The organism is Phytobacter sp. V91 (genome assembly GCF_965644225.1).
Lineage (GTDB): Bacteria > Pseudomonadota > Gammaproteobacteria > Enterobacterales > Enterobacteriaceae > CBFFRJ01.
Map to the genome: position 1 here is coordinate 14,832 of NZ_CBFFRJ010000057.1, position 16,084 is coordinate 30,915.

The 16,084-nt window shown below is 54.6% G+C and carries 10 protein-coding genes; 8 read left to right on the top strand and 2 right to left on the bottom strand.

The window, feature by feature from the left end; all coding sequences use genetic code 11:
* Positions 1-171 precede the first annotated feature (171 nt).
* The 3 genes from glpE to ACSZO4_RS13295 are packed head-to-tail and all read left to right on the top strand — an operon-like array spanning position 172 to position 2,167.
* Positions 172-507, top strand: coding sequence for a thiosulfate sulfurtransferase GlpE (gene glpE / locus ACSZO4_RS13285; RefSeq protein ID WP_437889445.1), 336 nt, complete (start codon positions 172-174; stop codon positions 505-507).
* Positions 508-560: 53 nt separating this feature from the next.
* On the top strand, positions 561-1,391 hold the full coding sequence (gene glpG / locus ACSZO4_RS13290) for a rhomboid family intramembrane serine protease GlpG (protein WP_437889446.1): 831 nt from the start codon (positions 561-563) through the stop codon (positions 1,389-1,391).
* Positions 1,392-1,408: 17 nt separating this feature from the next.
* Positions 1,409-2,167 (top strand): DeoR/GlpR family transcriptional regulator, encoded by a 759-nt coding sequence (locus ACSZO4_RS13295; protein ID WP_437889447.1) that lies wholly within the window; start codon positions 1,409-1,411, stop codon positions 2,165-2,167.
* Here ACSZO4_RS13295 and rtcR read toward each other — a convergent pair.
* The gene (rtcR, locus tag ACSZO4_RS13300; RefSeq protein WP_437889448.1) at positions 2,149-3,747 is read right to left on the bottom strand and encodes an RNA repair transcriptional activator RtcR; all 1,599 of its coding nucleotides are present in this window, start codon (positions 3,745-3,747) and stop codon (positions 2,149-2,151) included. The two genes, ACSZO4_RS13295 and rtcR, sit on opposite strands and share 19 nt — an antisense overlap.
* A gap of 189 nt (positions 3,748-3,936) precedes the next feature.
* On the opposite strand from rtcR, the gene ACSZO4_RS13305 reads away from it, so the two are divergent.
* From ACSZO4_RS13305 to rtcA, 3 genes are all read left to right on the top strand, one after another.
* On the top strand, positions 3,937-5,493 hold the full coding sequence (locus ACSZO4_RS13305; RefSeq protein WP_437889449.1) for a vWA domain-containing protein: 1,557 nt from the start codon (positions 3,937-3,939) through the stop codon (positions 5,491-5,493).
* A 360-nt stretch (positions 5,494-5,853) separates the two neighbouring features.
* Positions 5,854-7,068 (top strand): RtcB family protein, encoded by a 1,215-nt coding sequence (locus ACSZO4_RS13310; RefSeq protein ID WP_437889450.1) that lies wholly within the window; start codon positions 5,854-5,856, stop codon positions 7,066-7,068.
* A 3-nt stretch (positions 7,069-7,071) separates the two neighbouring features.
* Positions 7,072-8,091: an RNA 3'-terminal phosphate cyclase gene (rtcA, locus tag ACSZO4_RS13315; RefSeq protein WP_437889451.1), complete on the top strand. Its 1,020-nt coding sequence runs from the start codon at positions 7,072-7,074 to the stop codon at positions 8,089-8,091.
* Here the strand turns inward: rtcA and malT are convergent.
* Positions 8,088-10,793 carry an HTH-type transcriptional regulator MalT gene (malT, locus tag ACSZO4_RS13320; RefSeq protein WP_437889452.1) on the bottom strand — a complete coding sequence of 902 codons (2,706 nt, stop codon included), beginning with the start codon at positions 10,791-10,793 and terminating at the stop codon, positions 8,088-8,090. The two genes, rtcA and malT, sit on opposite strands and share 4 nt — an antisense overlap.
* A 635-nt stretch (positions 10,794-11,428) precedes the next feature.
* Here malT and malP point away from each other — a divergent pair.
* Both malP and malQ read left to right on the top strand, forming a co-directional pair.
* Positions 11,429-13,822 (top strand): maltodextrin phosphorylase, encoded by a 2,394-nt coding sequence (gene malP, locus ACSZO4_RS13325; protein WP_437889453.1) that lies wholly within the window; start codon positions 11,429-11,431, stop codon positions 13,820-13,822.
* A gap of 8 nt (positions 13,823-13,830) precedes the next feature.
* Positions 13,831-15,921: a 4-alpha-glucanotransferase gene (gene malQ, locus ACSZO4_RS13330; protein WP_437889454.1), complete on the top strand. Its 2,091-nt coding sequence runs from the start codon at positions 13,831-13,833 to the stop codon at positions 15,919-15,921.
* The last annotated feature ends 163 nt before the right edge of the window (positions 15,922-16,084 follow it).

The window sequence follows — 16,084 nt, forward strand, 5'->3', positions numbered from 1 at the left end:
TCATGCACTTTCGTTAAAGCTCATAAATGTTCGATATCGCTCATGATAGCAAAGGAAAACGCCTTTGGTAACATCAAAAAAACAATTTAGAGTGATATGCATAACATAATGGCGTTTCAGTGGCGGGAGGACGTAAACTAACCGCATCCGTCATGACTAAAAGAGAGCCTCATGGATCATTTTGTTTGTATTAACGTTGAAGAAACCCACCAGAAATTGCAGCAACAACAGGCGGTGCTGGTCGATATTCGTGATCCGCAGAGCTTTGCCATGGGCCATACGCCAGGCGCTTTCCATTTGACCAACGACACGCTGGCGACATTTATGCGTGAGACGGATTTTGACACGCCGGTGATGGTGATGTGTTACCACGGCAACAGCAGTAAAGGCGCCGCTCAGTATCTGTTGCAGCAGGGCTATGACAGCGTATTCAGCGTTGACGGCGGCTTTGATGCCTGGCATCGCCATTTCCCGGCAGAAGTTGCACACGGAACCCTTCAGGGATAGGGCCATCTCCCGCTATACTGTCCTCTTTTCCAGGGACTAAGCGACCACCTGATATGTTGATGATCACGTCTTTTTCCAACCCGCGTATCGCCCAGGCGTTTGTTGATTACATGCAAACTCAGGGCGTGATTCTTACCATTCAGCATCATCAGCAAAGCGATATCTGGCTGGCAGACGACGCTCAGGCCGAAAAGGTCAGAGCTGAGCTGGCGCGCTTTATGGAAAACCCCGCAGACCCACGCTATCTGGCCGCCAGCTGGCAATCCGGGCAGACGAGCAGCGGCTTGCACTATCGTCGTTTTCCACTGCGGGCCGCATTGCAGGAACGCGGCGGGCCGCTGACGCTGGTTATTTTTGCCGCCTGCGTGCTGGTCTTTCTGCTGATGAACATTGTCGGCGATCAGAAGGTGCTTATCTGGTTAAGCTGGCCGTCTGACGCCGCCGCGCAGTTTGACGTCTGGCGCTACTTCACCCATGCGGTAATGCACTTTTCGCTGGTTCATATAATCTTTAACCTGTTCTGGTGGTGGTATCTTGGCGGAGCAGTCGAAAAGCGCCTTGGCAGCGGCAAACTGCTGGTGATTACCCTTATCAGCGCCTTACTGAGGGGGTTCCTTCAGTTCAAACTTTCAGGTCCGTGGTTCGGTGGATTGTCGGGTGTGGTCTACGCCCTGATTGGTTACGTCTGGTTGCGCGGTGAGCGCGATCCGGAACGCCCGGTTTATCTCCCTCGCGGGCTGGCTATCTTTACTGTGGTGATACTGGTTGCCGAATGGTTTGGCGTGTCGGCAATGAACAGTGCCACCGGCGCCCATACTGCCGGGCTGCTGATTGGCCTTGCCATGGCGCTGGTCGATACAGTGAATGCGCGAAAACGAACATAATTATCCAGAGACAATTCATGAAACAAACACAACGTCATGACGCGATCATTGAACTGGTGAAGCTACAGGGATATGTCAGCACGGAAGAACTGGTAGAACAATTCGCGGTTAGCCCGCAGACTATTCGTCGCGATCTCAACGACCTGGCGGATCAAAATAAGATCTTACGTCACCATGGCGGCGCGGCGCTGCCTTCGAGTTCGGTGAATACGTCATGGCACGATCGTAAAGCGACGCAGACGGCGGAAAAAGAGCGCATTGCACGTAAGGTCGCCAGCCAGATCCCTGACGGGGCGACGTTATTTATCGATATTGGCACGACCCCTGAAGCTGTCGCTCATGCCCTGCTCGATCACAACAATTTGCGGGTGGTGACTAACAACCTCAATGTGGCCAATACGCTGCTCAAAAAAGAGGATTTCCGCGTCATTCTGGCGGGCGGGGAATTACGCAGTCGGGACGGCGGTATTGTGGGCGAAGCCACCCTGGATTTTATTTCTCAGTTCCGCCTCGATTTCGGCATTCTGGGGATCAGCGGCATAGATGCCGACGGTTCGCTGCTGGAATTTGACTACCATGAAGTGCGGACCAAGCGGGCGATCATTGAAAACTCCCGCCACGTGATGCTGGTGGTGGATCACTCGAAGTTTGGCCGCAACGCGATGGTCAATATGGGCAGCATCAGCATGGTGGATACGGTCTACACTGACGTGCCGCCACCTGCTGGCGTGATGCAGGTGCTCACCAGCAATAACATTCAGCTTGAGCTGTGTTGATGCTGTAAGGTTTCCCAGCTCAGACCGAAACGGGCCAGATACTTGCGTAGCCTGTCTGCATCGTTGACGGTGGTTTTACCCTGACGTGAAATATCGAATAGCTGCCGCCCGGCATCAGACAGTGATTTTGCCTGGCGGCAGACGCTAATCACATTCTCCAGTTGCATACGATCAAACAGATCCAGCGCGGCGGGCGCTATACCGGGTATGCCTTCGAGCATTGAGGGCCGCTCGGCTCCCCAGCTGTATTGTAAACGCTCAATTTCATCTTTAACTGTCTCCAGGGTGATACGCCCGTTATCGGCAAGGGTCGCCATGCGGGTGACGCTGGCGGAAAGCTCGCGGAAATTACCGCTCCAGAGTGCCTGAGGTGATGTTGCGAAAGTTAGCCAGGCGCGCCGTGCTTCGGTGTTAAAACGTGTGCTGTCGCCCGTTAGCGCCGTATGGCGTTCAAGCTCGTAATCAAGATTGGGCTCGATATCCTCATGGCGCTGGCGCAGTCCCGGGAGTTCAAAGGTCCAGAGGTTGATACGTGCGTATAAATCTTCACGAAATTTTCCCTCAGCCACCAGTTGACGGAGATCGCGGACCGTACCGGCAATCAACTGAAAATCACTGCTGACCTGCTGGTCGCTACCAAAGGGATAAAAGCGTTTCTCTTCAATGGCCTTCAGCAGCATCGCCTGCTCATCAGCGCCAAGCTCCCCAACTTCATCGAGAAACAGCATGCCGCCATCGGCGCTACGCAGCAGACCCGCGCGCTCTTCTCTTGCGCCAGTAAAGGCGCCTTTAACGTGGCCAAAAAGTGCGGACATCGCCGTATCCCCGCGCAGGGTGGCGCAGTTCACTTCCACAAAGGGGCCGCTGAACTGGTGGCGGGACAGCTTAAGTTCATAGATTCGGCGGGCCAGAAACGATTTGCCCGCACCGGTTGGGCCATTGAGCAAAACAGGCGAGCGGGAACGGATCGCAACGCGCTCAATATGTTCAATCATCCGGTTAAAACGTTCGTTACGCGTCTCAATGCCGGATTTCAGGAAATTGAGGGTCTCTTCCCGCTCCTGGGCAAAACGGGTCGCAATGGCGTTATAGCGGCTGAGATCGAGGTCGATGATGGTCACCTCGCCCGGGCTGTGCAATTTATCCTTTTTCCGTGGCGGTGACGTTTGCACCAGCCGTGCCGGTAGATAGCGGGCTTCTGCCAGTAAGAACCAGCAGATTTGGGCGACATGCGTCCCGGTGGTGATATGCACCAGATAGTCTTCATCTTCCGGGGAAAATGTATGGCTGCGGGCAAAATCGTGCAGGCAGGCATAAACCTCTTCGAAATCCCACGGATTACGAAGCGATATTTCAACACCCACCACCTCGGTTTCTGGCGAAACGCTGGCGATGTCCTGTTTTAAGGTTTCAAACAACGAGCGTGAGCGGGCGTCATAGAGTAATTCGTAACGGTGGACAACCAGCGTCTCCTGCTGGCAGAGGCACAGCGAAGGACGCCATTTATCCCAGCGTTGACTATTACGACCCGCATAGTCCAGTACCGTACCGACAAATCCAAACGCCACCGTCTTTCGCATTTTAGAAATCCATATAAATAACGATATTTAATTATCGTATTTTCATTGTATCGGTGCAGCCGTTTTTTGCTTTCTGATGAAGTGAAATTATTTTTTTCTATAAAAATCAATTAAATAACTTCTTATTTCATTTCTGGCACGCAGGTTGCAGTAACACTGATATAGAAATTAACGGAAATGGATAAACATATGGCGAATCCACTTTTGTTCCGCTCATTGTTACGTGGAGTACCGCAGGCCGATACCCGCAACCAGCAACAGGCGCCGGCCTTTAGTTTTACGCCGCGCCATAAGCTGGCGCAGATAGTGATGACGGGCTGCATGAATGAAACCTTTTATGCCAGCGCCCAGGCGCAACTGAATGATGTGCTGGAAGCCGCAAAAGATCAGGACGATCTGTTTCTGGCGCAGCTGGCCATTTATGGCCGTGAGCGTGGGATGATGAAAGATATGCCCGCCTTGCTGACGGCGATCCTGGCGGCGCGCGGTTCAGCGCTGTTACCTCTGGTATTTGCCCGCACGATCGATAACGGTCGTATGTTGCGTAACTTCGTACAGATACTGCGTAGCGGCGTGACGGGTCGACGCTCTTTGGGGACGCGGCCTAAGAAACTGATTCAACGCTGGTTGCAGAATGCCAGCGAAGAGCGCCTGTTACAGGCTTCGGTGGGTAACGCGCCAACGCTTGCGGACATGGTAAAGATGGTTCACCCCCGCCCGCAGGCCGTGTGGCAGGACGCTTTTTTTGCCTGGCTGCTGAATAAGCCGGTGGATAAAAAGCAGTTGCCGGAAAAAACGCGCGCGCTGCTGGCGTTTCGTGAAAATCATCAGGAAAGCCAGTTACCTGATGTGCCGTTTTTATTACTGACCAACAGCCCCCTGAGCACCGCGCAGTGGACAAAGCTTGCGCAGCTGATGAGCTGGCAAAGCCTGCGTATGAATTTGAACACGCTTGCGCGTCACGGGGTGTTTGAAAATGAGCAGGTGGCCAACGATGTGGCGAAACGGCTGTCGGATCCTCTTAAGGTGCGTCAGTCGAAAGTCTATCCGTACCAGCTGCTGGCCGCATGGAGCAACCTGCAAAGCAATGTGCCGGAGATGATTGGCAATGCTTTACAACAGGCGATGGAATACGCCCTGGCGAATTTGCCGCGATTCGACGGCAATGTGGTGGTCTGCCCGGATGTTTCAGGCTCGATGCACACGCCTGTAACCGGAGGACGCAAGGGGGCCAGCAGCAAGATCCGTTGTATTGATGTTGCCGGTTTAATTGCCGCCGCCGTATTGCGCAATCACCCTGCGGCTCGCGTGCTGCCGTTCGAATGCGACGTGGTGAATGTTGCGCTTGATCCCCGGCAGTCGGTGATGTGCAACGCCCGCAAGCTGGCGTCCATTGGGGGCGGGGGAACGAACTGTTCTGCCCCTCTGCGCCGATTGCTTAAGGAGCGCACGCCGGTGGATCTGGTGATTATGGTGTCGGATAACGAATCATGGATGGATAGCTCACGCCGTGGTTCGACGGCCACCATGGAGTGCTGGGCGGCGTTAAAAAAACGTTATCCCCGCGCCAGACTGGTATGTATTGATCTGTTGCCTTACGGCACCACTCAGGCGAAGGAACAGGACGATATTTTGAACGTCGGTGGTTTTAGCGACGAGGTTTTTACGGTGATTGATAACTTTGTTAACGGTCGCTACGGCAGCGAACACTGGCTGGAGGAGATCCAGTCCGTCGCGCTGTCATAAATATTCAGTAACGCACGAATGCTGGCCGGGATTACATCTTTCCCGATACGTACCATCCCGGCCATAACTTGTCGTACGGAACTGAAGGCACGAATGCCGGTGGATCTACATCCTTTACGATCCTTGTCGCAGGTTCGAATCCTGTCGGAGTTAACTCCGTAGCTCAGTGGTAGAGCGGGCGATTCACCACTTTTTGTCGTGCCACCTTTTTTGGCGAATGCAGACGGATCTACATGGGACAGTAAGGTTGCAGGTGCAAATCCTGCCGGATTAAACCTCCGTAGCTCAATAAGACAGAGCGTACTGATAACGATTCGTCACTAACTTGTCGCCACCCTGATAATAAAACGAGAAAAGACAATGAATTATGAATTAATGACCACCCAGAATGCCGCGGTGAAAATGTGGACCAGAGGCGTACCGGTTGAGGACGAAGCCCGTCAGCAGTTAATCAATACGGCAAAAATGCCCTTTATTTTCAATCATATTGCCGTCATGCCGGATGTGCATTTGGGTAAAGGTTCAACCATTGGTAGCGTGATCCCAACCAAAGGGGCAATTATTCCTGCGGCGGTTGGGGTGGATATCGGTTGTGGAATGAATGCCCTGCGTACCAGTTTAACGGCGGCAGATTTGCCGGATAGCCTTGCGCAACTCAGGAGTGCAATCGAAGCTGCCGTCCCCCATGGACGTACCACCGGGCGTGGCCGTCGTGATATCGGCGCCTGGGAAAATCCCCCTGAGAATGTGGATGCGCGCTGGGCGGCCTTGCAGCTAGGTTTTCAGTGGCTAAGCGGAAAATATCCCCGTTTTCGTAACACTAACAACCATAAACATTTAGGAACCCTGGGAACGGGGAACCACTTTATCGAGATCTGTCTGGATGAGTCACAGCAGGTCTGGGTGATGCTGCACTCTGGTTCACGCGGGATTGGAAACGCCATCGGTACGCATTTTATTACGCTGGCGCAGCAGGATATGCAGCAGCATATTGCCAATCTGCCGTCGCGCGATCTGGCTTATTTTGCCGAAGGGAGCGAGCATTTTGACGATTACGTCCGTGCGGTGAGCTGGGCCCAGGATTACGCCCTGGCTAACCGGCAGGCGATGCTGGAAAATGTGCTGGCGGCGATGAGAAAAGCTGTCAGCAAACCCTTTACGCTGCTGAACGAAGCCATTAACTGTCACCATAACTATGTGCAGCAGGAACGCCACTTTGGCGAAGAGATTTTTGTCACCCGTAAAGGGGCGGTTTCCGCGCAACGCGGCCAGTTGGGGATTATCCCTGGCTCAATGGGGGCGAAAAGTTTCATCGTTCGTGGTCTGGGTAACGCCGAGGCGTTCTGTTCATGCAGCCATGGCGCCGGGCGCGTAATGAGCCGTACCAAAGCGAAGAAATTGTTCAGCGTTGAGGATCAGATCCGCGCTACCGCGCATGTTGAGTGCCGTAAAGATGCTGAGGTGATCGATGAGATCCCAATGGCCTATAAAGATATTGAAGCGGTGATGAGCGCCCAGTCGGATCTGGTCGAAATTGTGCATACCCTGCGTCAGGTGGTGTGCGTTAAAGGATAAATCATGGACACAGTGATTGCGCTGGATGGCGCGCAGGGTGAAGGTGGCGGGCAAATTTTACGTTCCGCCCTGAGTTTATCGATGATAACCGGACGACCCTTTGCAATAACAGGCATTCGTGCAGGCCGCAAGAAACCAGGTCTGCTACGCCAGCATTTAACGGCAGTGCGGGCGGCTGCGGAAATCTGCGGCGCGCAGGTGAGCGGTGATGAACCCGGTTCGCAACACCTGCGTTTTTACCCCGGGAAAATACGCGCCGGGGAGTACCGCTTTGCTATTGGCAGCGCAGGCAGTTGCATGCTGGTCCTGCAAACCGTATTGCCCGCGCTGTGGTTCGCAAAGGGGGATTCCCGCGTCGAAGTTCATGGTGGAACCCACAACCAGGCCGCGCCCAGCGCGGACTTTATCTGCCGGGTCTGGGAACCTCTGCTGGCGCGGATGGGAGTAGAGCAAAAAACGACACTGTTGCGCCATGGTTTTTATCCGGCGGGTGGTGGCAGGGTGGTTAGCGACGTTAAACCGGTGGCGAAATTGGCAAGGCTGCAACTGACCGCGCGGGGTGAACAGGTACAAATGACCGCTGAGGCTCTGCTGGCAGCGGTTCCCTGGCACGTCGGCGAGCGGGAGGTGGCGGCGCTGGCTGCGCATTTTACGCTGGCCGATAAATCCATTATCGCGCTGGAAAATCGTGTTGGTCCTGGCAATACCCTTTCGTTGGCTATCCAGAGTGAGCAACTGACGGAGCTTTTCGTTGCCTTTGGCGAGAAGGGTATCAGCGCTGAAGCTGTTGCGGCACAGGTGGTCGCGCAGGCAAAGAGCTACCTTGCAAGCCCGGCAGCAGTGGGGGAGTACCTCGCCGATCAGCTCATATTACCAGTGGCTCTGGCGGGGGAAGGGGCATTTACCGTGGCAAATCTGTCTGCCCATTTGCTGACCAATATTGCCGTTGTGGAGCAGTTCCTGGCGGTAAAATTTGCCTGCGAGCCGCAGGCTGGCGGATTTCTCGTCGAGGTGAAGCGCTAAACCCCATACCCCATCATTTTCAACAACTGCTGGGCATGCTGAACGGCGTCCTGGCGGTGGGCTACGCCCAGTTTCTGATACAGATTACGGATGTGCGTTTTGATGGTGGTGGCCGCCACCGCCAGTTCACCGGCGATTTGCTCGTTGCTGTAACCTGAATAGATCAGCCCCAGAACCTGCCATTCGCGCTGGGTCAGCGGGCTGGTACGAATCAGCTCAGGTACGTCAGGGTGGGTGAGCAGGCGCTCAACAAAGAGCTCGTCAAAGTGGGCAAACTTGTGGCGATGATGCTGGTTGATATCACGCAAAATGCGCTGAGCGCGATGCTGATCCAGTTCGGGCAGGGTATTGAGCTGAATAAGCTGACGCAACTGCTGCGCCATCGCTTCACCTTCAATCACAAAATGGCTGATAAACCCGGTGCGGTTGGCAAGCTGTAAGGCCTCGAGTAACACTCGCTGGGCATCGGTTTTACGCCCGGCCTGCCAGTAGAGCTGGTTGAGCAGCAGCAGATTGCGGTTCAGATCGCTCATCAGACGCAGGCTGCGTGCGTTCTCGTTTAACTCTTCCAGGACGATTTCTGCCGGGCCAACGTCGCCAAGCAGGATTTGCGCCCGGGCGATGTTACGCCACTGGCCCTGCAGGAAGTGATTATTGGCAAACTCGGGTTTCGGCGTCTGTCGCAGCCATTGCGTTGCGGCTTTTTTGTCCCCGACCATTTGCCAGTAAATTACCCGGACTTTATCGGCGTTCGACACCCAGTCGCTGTGATACTGACCGTTACCCAACAGATTTTCGAGGCGATGCAAATGACTGCGGGCATTGTCAAGATCGCCTCTGGCGAGTGAATTTTGGACAACCAGCGCCAGGCATTGCAGTTGCTGCTGCGGTTGATATGAGACCAGTACGTCCATCCCCTGGCGGGCGGCGGCTTCAGATTCATCCAGTCGCGCCCAGGCCCAGAGTAGCTGAGCGCGAATGCGCAGCAAAAATTCATGCATCGGCAACTGCTCAAGGTGCTGTTCGCGAACCAGCACAAAAGCCTTCTCCTGGGTTTCCCACGCGGCCTGTAAGAAGCCCTGCGCGAAGAGAATTTCACTTTGCTGGATAAGGCTCCACAAGGCGTAATGCCAGACATCATGGCGACGGGCCATCTGCTCAGTCTGCTGCATCAGGCTCAGAGAGTTGGTCAAAAGGCCTTTGCAGTGGAGGACTTCGCCGTGCACCGAGGTCGCCACAATACGGCTGTAGTAGTTGGCGAGCGGCAGTTCATCAAGCGCCACCATCGCCAGCCGCTCGGCTTCAACGGTATCGCCGTCGTTAATGGCGACCTGGGCGCGCAGGGCGTTAAAGTCCCCGTGCAGCGAGGCATCCATTTGTGTTGTCATCTCCTGCTCGGCGCGCGCGAGCAGAGTATTGACCTCGCTGTAGCGATGCTGGCTCTGCATCAGCCAGGCCTGCAACAGCACCAGGCGCGGGTTTTCCAGCAAACTTTCCCAGGGGAGCGCCTTGAGCGACGCTTCCAGCAGACCGAGTTCACTGTGGTTAAACAGCCCCCAGGCATGGTGGAGCAGGATATCGCGCAGCATGGTGCCGTCGCCTGCCGCCAGCGCGTGGTGGATGGCTTCGCTGGGGAAGCCCTGCGCCATCCAGCTTTCGGCAGCAGCCCGGTGGATCTCCGGCAGTTCCGTGGCCAGTTCCCACTGGCAGCGCTGACGCAGGAAGCTGCCAAACAGCGGATGGTAGCTAAACCATTCGCCGGAATCGTCCATACGTTGCAAAAACAGACCCTGTCGTTCGATCTCTTCCAGTCGCATCTGCCCGTTTTCTTCGCCGGTAACACGCACTATCAGCGCATCATTCATCGAGCGCAGCAGGGCGCTTTTCAGTAAGAACAGGCGCGTGGCGGCGTCAACGTTATCCAGCACTTCATCCACCAGATAGTCCGACAAGTGGCTGGCGTTAATCCCCGCCAGACGTCGTGCCGAATGGTGCGCGGGGCTGTGGTTCTGTCGAACGGAGAGGGCGATGAGCTGGAGGGCGGTGGCCCATCCGGCGACGTCGTCGCACAGGCGACCGCTTTCGGCGGCTTCAATAGGGGCGCTGAGACGACAGTCAAAGAACTGTTTTGCTTCCTGGTGGTTAAACGCCAGCTGGTGGCTGCCGATTTCAAGCAACTGCTCGCGGACGCGCAGATTGGCAATGCCGAGCTGTGGCAGGGTGCGTGACAGCACAATCAGCGTCAGGTTTTCTGGCTGATGGCGCAGGAAAAAACGCATCGCATCATGGATAACGGGATTGGTGATGAGATGATAATCATCGATTACCAGATAGAGCGCGCGCTGCCATTCCGCCAGTTCGATAAAGAGCTGGGCAAACAGAGAGGAGAGGCTGGCGTACTGGCGTTTTTGCGCCATCGCTTCGCTGCTCGCGCAGTGGCCACCCGTCGCCTGCTGGACAGCGGCAATAAAGTAGCTGGCAAATCTCTCCTGCTGGTTATCGCCTTCATCAAGAGAAAACCAGCCGACGTCGTTTTTACCTGACGCCCACTGAGAAATGAGCGTCGTTTTACCATAACCCGCAGGGCTTGTGATGAGCGCCAGACGAAAATTGTTCGCACCGGAGAGTTTCGCCAGCAGGCGATCGCGAACGACAGTATGGTCGAGGCGAACCGGACGACTTAATTTTGACGGGATCAGCATAATTATCACTTCACTGTGAGGAAAAAAGGGAAAACGATTTTTTTTGCGCTTCGTAATTAATAGCAATAAAGGTCGGATAAATTCGGAATTATTGCAAGTTATGTCCAGGTCTGACGATTGTGAATTTGCACTATGTCACATTTCTAATTTTCTTATGAATAAATAATCCACAGCCAGGAGGCCGCCGATACAGGGCGCGTGGGGCGCTACGGTCAGGATGGCGATAAATAAGCGTAAGAAAAATAAGGCTTCAATAACCTTATTTAGATACATTTTTACAATCAGCACAAATAGCAAAAATTATCGCTCTGGCAGTAAATAAATATTATTTTTTCAACGCAGTTTGTTGCGCAGATTAATTTATCCTGAAACGACATTTCATTGTTCTGACATTCCCGGGCGCTATCCTGATGCTTTGCAGCAGCAGAAGCAGGCATGCATGCACCGATTCATCGCTGGCAAAGGCTTGAATAATGTTTAAAAAAGCAGCTAACTTTAGGTGGCAGAGATCACATTTTTTGCTCATCCCTGCGACTCCTCCCCGTTGATTCCCTGGCAGGATGAGGACGTGGTTTAACGAGCCTGGCACACTAGCGCTAACGTTGTTTTCTTTAATTACAGGACCCGAATTCTCTATGTCAAAACCTACGTTTAACAAAGCGCAATTTGAGGCGGCCCTGACTCGCCAGTGGCAGCATTTTGGTCTGCATGCCGCACAAGAGATGACATCCCACCAGTGGTGGCAGGCGGTCAGCGGCGCACTGGCTGAACTGCTGGTTGCCCTGCCACAGGCAAAGCCTGCAAAGCAGCAGCGACACGTTAACTATATCTCCATGGAATTTTTGATTGGCCGCCTGACCGGCAACAACCTGTTGAACCTGGGCTGGTATCAGGAGGTGAGCGAGGTGCTACAGGCGCAGGGGCTGAACTTAAGCGACCTGCTGGAAGAAGAGACCGATCCGGCGCTGGGTAATGGCGGTTTAGGTCGTCTGGCTGCCTGCTTCCTTGATTCGATGGCGACCGTTGGCCAGTCCGCCACCGGATATGGACTCAACTATCAGTACGGTTTGTTCCGTCAGTCCTTTGAAGATGGCCAGCAGAAAGAGGCTCCGGATGACTGGCATCGCCGCACCTATCCGTGGTTTACCCATAACGCGCAACTGGATGTTCATGTCGGGATTGGCGGGAAAGTGACGAAAGAAGGGCACTGGGTGCCGGGTTTCACCCTTGTCGGCGAGGCCTGGGATCTGCCGGTGCTGGGTTATCGCAACAGCGTGGCGCAACCGCTACGCCTGTGGCAGGCCACCCATGCGCATCCGTTCGATCTGACCAGATTCAACGATGGCGATTTCCTGCGTGCCGAGCAACAGGGGATCGATGCCGAAAAACTGACCAAAGTGCTTTATCCGAACGACAACCACCAGGCTGGTAAAAAGCTGCGCCTGATGCAGCAGTATTTCCAGTGCGCCTGCTCTGTTGCCGATATTCTGCGTCGCCATCATCTGGCCGGGCGTAAGCTTGCAGATCTGGCGAAATATGAAGTTATCCAGCTGAATGACACCCACCCAACCATTGCTATTCCTGAGCTGCTACGCGTGTTGCTCGATGAGCATCAGCTGAGCTGGGATGAGGCATGGGCAATCACCAGCAAAACCTTCGCCTACACTAACCATACCCTGATGCCGGAAGCGCTGGAGTGCTGGGATGAAAAACTGGTGAAAGCGCTGCTGCCGCGCCATATGCAAATCATCAAACAAATTAACGACCGCTTTAAGCTGCTGGTGGAGAAAACCTGGCCGGGCGATGAGGCGGTGTGGGCGAAACTCGCCGTGGTGCATAACAAACAGGTGCGCATGGCGAACATGTGCGTGGTGGGCGGCTTTGCCGTCAATGGTGTTGCTGCGCTGCACTCAGACTTGGTGGTTAAAGACCTGTTCCCGGAATATAACCAGCTGTGGCCGGGTAAATTCCACAATGTGACCAACGGAATTACGCCACGTCGCTGGATTAAGCAGTGCAATCCGGCACTGGCGGCTCTGCTGGATAAATCGCTGAAAAAAGAATGGGCTAACGATCTGGATCAGCTTATTAATCTGGAGAAATTTGCCGACGATGCAAAATTCCGCGCGCAATACCGCGCTATCAAGCAGCAAAATAAAGATCTGCTCGCGCAATTTGTTAAAACCCGCACCGGGATTGAAATTAATCCGCATGCGATTTTTGATATTCAAATCAAACGCCTGCATGAATACAAACGTCAGCATCTGAACCTGCTGCATATTGTGGCGTTGTATCAGGAGATCCGTCAGGACCCGCAGGCCGACCGCGTGCCGCGCGTATTTCTGTTTGGCGCAAAGGCCGCGCCGGGCTATTACCTGGCGAAAAATATCATTTACGCCATTAACAAAGTCGCGCAGGTCATCAATAACGATCCGCAGGTGGGTGACAAACTGAAAGTGGTCTTCCTGCCGGACTACTGCGTGTCAGCCGCAGAACACCTGATTCCGGCCGCTGACGTCTCTGAACAAATTTCTACCGCCGGTAAAGAAGCGTCCGGCACCGGCAATATGAAGCTCGCTCTCAACGGCGCGCTGACGGTCGGCACCCTGGATGGGGCAAATGTTGAGATCGCAGAGCAGGTGGGGGATGAAAATATCTTTATCTTCGGCCACACCGTCGAAGAGGTCAAAGCCCTGAAGGCGAAAGGCTATGACCCGCTGAAATGGCGTAAAAAAGACAAGCAGCTGGATGCGGTGCTCAAGGAGCTGGAGAGCGGTAAATACAGCGACGGTGATAAGCATGCCTTTGATCAGATGCTGCACAGTATCGGCAAACAGGGTGGCGATCCTTATCTGGTGCTGGCCGATTTCGCGGCCTATGTTGAGGCGCAAAAACGTGTTGATGTGCTTTATCGTGATGAAGAGGCCTGGACCCGAGCCGCTATTTTAAACACTGCCCGTTGCGGTATGTTCAGCTCGGATCGCTCGATTCGTGATTACCAAACCCGTATCTGGCAGGCGAAGCGCTAAGGAAAAGCATGGTGAGCAAACGTCTTGAAAGCGCCGCACTGGCAGCGGGCATTAGCCCGGATTACATCAACGCACATGGCAAGCCACAGTCTATCGGCGCTGAAACCAAACGGCGTTTGCTGGAGGCCATGCATCAGGCGACGGCGACACCCATTGCGGTGACGCCGGTGCCGAATGTGTTGGTGTGTCCTCAGGGAAAGAGAAAATCGCTGCCTGTCGAAGGTAGCGGTAAGTTCGACTGGCACATTACGACCGAACAAGGGCTGCAGCTGCGCGGGCAGGTTGAAGCAGGGAAGAACCTAACCCTGCCGGCAAAAATACCCCAGGGCTACCACCAGCTGACCCTGAGTCAGGGGGAGTTGCGCTGGCACTGCCGGCTGATTGTAACGCCCGGGCGCTGCTATGAGCCTCAGGCATTGCTGGCAGGGCAAAAACTGTGGGGCGCCTGCGTCCAGCTTTATACCCTGCGTTCAGAAAAAAACTGGGGTATTGGTGATTTCGGTGACCTGAAAGCAATGCTGGCGGATGTGGCAAAGCGCGGGGGCGCATTTATCGGTCTGAACCCGATCCATGCGCTTTACCCGGCGAACCCGGAGAGCGCCAGTCCGTACAGCCCCTCCTCCCGCCGCTGGCTGAACGTGATTTATATCGACGTCAGTGCCGTGGAGGATTTTCGCAACAGTAAAGAGGCGCAGGCCTGGTGGGCGCTGCCGACGACGCAGCAATCGCTGGCATTGGCACGTGATGCGGAGTTTGTTGATTACTCAACGGTCACCGCACTTAAGCTTGCGGCGTTGCATCTGGCCTGGAAGCAGTTTTCCAGTCGCAAAGCCGATGATGAAGCGCGCAACGCATTTAATACCTTTGTAAACCAGCAGGGGGAGAGCCTCTACTGGCAGGCGGCGTTTGATGCGCTTCACGCAAGGCAGGTGCAGGAAGATGCGCTGCGCTGGGGCTGGCCGGTATGGCCGGAAGGTTATCGCTCAACGGGCAGTCCACAGGTCGCCGCATTTTGCTCAGAGCATGCTGATGAGGTTAATTTTTATCTCTGGCTGCAATGGCTTGCCTGGGCGCAGTTTGCCGATTGCTGGCAGGCCAGTCAGGGCTTCTCCATGCCCATTGGACTGTATCGCGATTTGGCGGTGGGCGTTGCGGAGGGCGGCGCTGAGACCTGGTGCGATCGCGAGTTGTACTGCCTGAAAGCGTCGGTGGGCGCGCCGCCGGATATTCTCGGCCCGCTGGGGCAGAACTGGGGCCTGCCGCCGATGGACCCGCATGTTATGGCGGCCCGCGCTTATGAGCCCTTTATCGATCTGCTGCGCGCCAACATGAAAAACTGCGGTGCGCTGCGTATTGATCATGTGATGTCGATGCTGCGCTTGTGGTGGATCCCCTACGGTGAGACCGCGGATCACGGAGCTTATGTGCAATATCCGGTTGATGACCTGCTGGCGATCCTCGCGCTGGAAAGCCAGCGCCACCAGTGCATGGTGATTGGCGAAGATCTTGGGACCGTGCCCGTGGAGATTGTCGGCAAACTGCGCGACAGCGGTGTTTACTCCTACAAGGTGTTCTATTTCGAAAGCGATCATGAGAAGAATTTCCGTGCGCCGAAAGCGTATCCGCAACAGTCCATGGCAGTGGCCACAACCCATGATTTGCCAACGCTGCGCGGCTACTGGGAAAGCGGGGATCTGACGCTGGGTAAAACCCTCGGTCTCTACCCGGATGAGAAGGTGCTGCGCGGATTGTTCCAGGATCGTGAACTGGCGAAACAAGGGCTGCTGTCGGCGCTGCACGCCCGGGGCTGCCTGCCGAAAAAAATCGGCCATCATGCGTCGCGGTTATCGATGACATCGGTCTTAAATCGCGGAATGCAGCGCTATATTGCCGACAGTAACAGCGCTCTGCTCGGCTTGCAGCCAGAAGACTGGCTGAATATGGCAACGCCGGTGAATATTCCCGGCACCAGCTATCAGTATAAAAACTGGCGGCGCAAGCTCTCCACCTCTCTTGAAGCGATGTTTAGTGATGAGAGTGTGAACAAGCTGATTAAGGATCTGGATAAGCGCAGAAGAGCGGCCGGTAAGAAGACCTGAAAACAAAGAACCCACCAGACGGTGGGTTCAGATTGCTGACGAACCCCACGTTTTTCGTGGGGTTTTGTTTTTGTAGCGACCGCAGGGAGCCTGTACATAAAATTGTGTAATTGCCTGATTTTGATATGTTCAATCCAACATCAAAAGCAGGTTAATTTATGGA